The sequence below is a fragment of the Xanthomonas sp. SHU 166 genome (genome assembly GCF_000364685.1).
GTDB classification, from domain to species: domain Bacteria; phylum Pseudomonadota; class Gammaproteobacteria; order Xanthomonadales; family Xanthomonadaceae; genus Xanthomonas_A; species Xanthomonas_A sontii.
Genome location: NZ_AQOJ01000203.1, coordinates 1 through 1,119, shown reverse-complemented (window position 1 = coordinate 1,119; position 1,119 = coordinate 1). Strand labels below are relative to the sequence as shown.

The following is a 1,119-nucleotide window of genomic DNA, read 5'->3' as shown; positions in this document are numbered from 1 at the left end:
GCCGCTTCGGAAGGGAACCCGGTAAGTCAAAAGCAAGGGCAACAGCCAAAGCGAAGCCAAGCGACCGCTGCTACAACGCTAGCAACCGAAACCGCGACCTTCGCAGCACGCGCTTAACGCACGTCTGCGCACCGCAAGCGCGACACCTCTAACCTTCTCCAGGCACCCGACCATGGCCACCCCCGACCTGCCGACTTTCGACAAGATCCTCATCGCCAATCGCGGCGAGATCGCCTGCCGGGTGATCGCCACCTGCCGCAAGCTCGGCATCGCCACCGTGGCCGTGTATTCCGATGCCGACCGCGACGCCCGCCACGTGCGCCTGGCCGACGAGGCCGTGTACATCGGCGCCGCGCCGGCGCGAGAGAGCTACCTGCGCGGCGAGCGCATCCTCGAGGCCGCGCAACGCAGCGGCGCGCAGGCCATCCATCCCGGGTACGGCTTCCTGTCCGAGAACGCCGAGTTCGCCGAAGCCTGCGCCGCGCACGGGCTGGTGTTCATCGGGCCGCCGGCGGCGGCGATCCGCGCCATGGGCGACAAGAGCGCGGCCAAGGCGCTGATGCAGGCCGCCGGGGTGCCGCTGACGCCCGGCTATCACGGCGAGCAGCAGGATCAGGACTTCCTGCGCGCGCAGGCCGCGGCCATCGGCTACCCGGTGCTGATCAAGGCCAGCGCCGGTGGTGGCGGCAAGGGCATGCGCCGGGTCGATCGCGATGAGGACTTTGCCGCCGCGCTCGCCGCCTGCCAGCGCGAGGCGCAGGCCGCGTTCGGCAATGCGCACGTCCTGGTGGAGAAGTACGTGCTGCGGCCGCGGCACATCGAGATCCAGGTGTTCGGCGACAGCCACGGCGAACTGGTCTACCTGTTCGAACGCGACTGCTCGGTGCAACGCCGCCACCAGAAGGTGCTGGAGGAGGCACCCGCACCGGGCATGGACGCGGAACGGCGTGCGGCGATGGGCCAGGCCGCGGTGGAGGCGGCGCGTGCGGTGGGCTACGTCGGCGCCGGCACCGTGGAGTTCATCGTCGCGCCCAACGGCGCGTTCTACTTCATGGAAATGAACACCCGCCTGCAGGTGGAGCATCCGGTCACCGAGTGCATCACCGGCACCGACCTGGT

Annotated in this window: 1 protein-coding gene; it reads left to right on the top strand. The window is 69.6% G+C overall.

Going from position 1 to position 1,119, the window contains the following annotated elements; all coding sequences use genetic code 11:
* Positions 1-172 precede the first annotated feature (172 nt).
* On the top strand, positions 173-1,119 hold a 947-nt coding region (locus tag D180_RS07020; protein WP_017912235.1), incomplete at its 3' end, for a biotin carboxylase N-terminal domain-containing protein.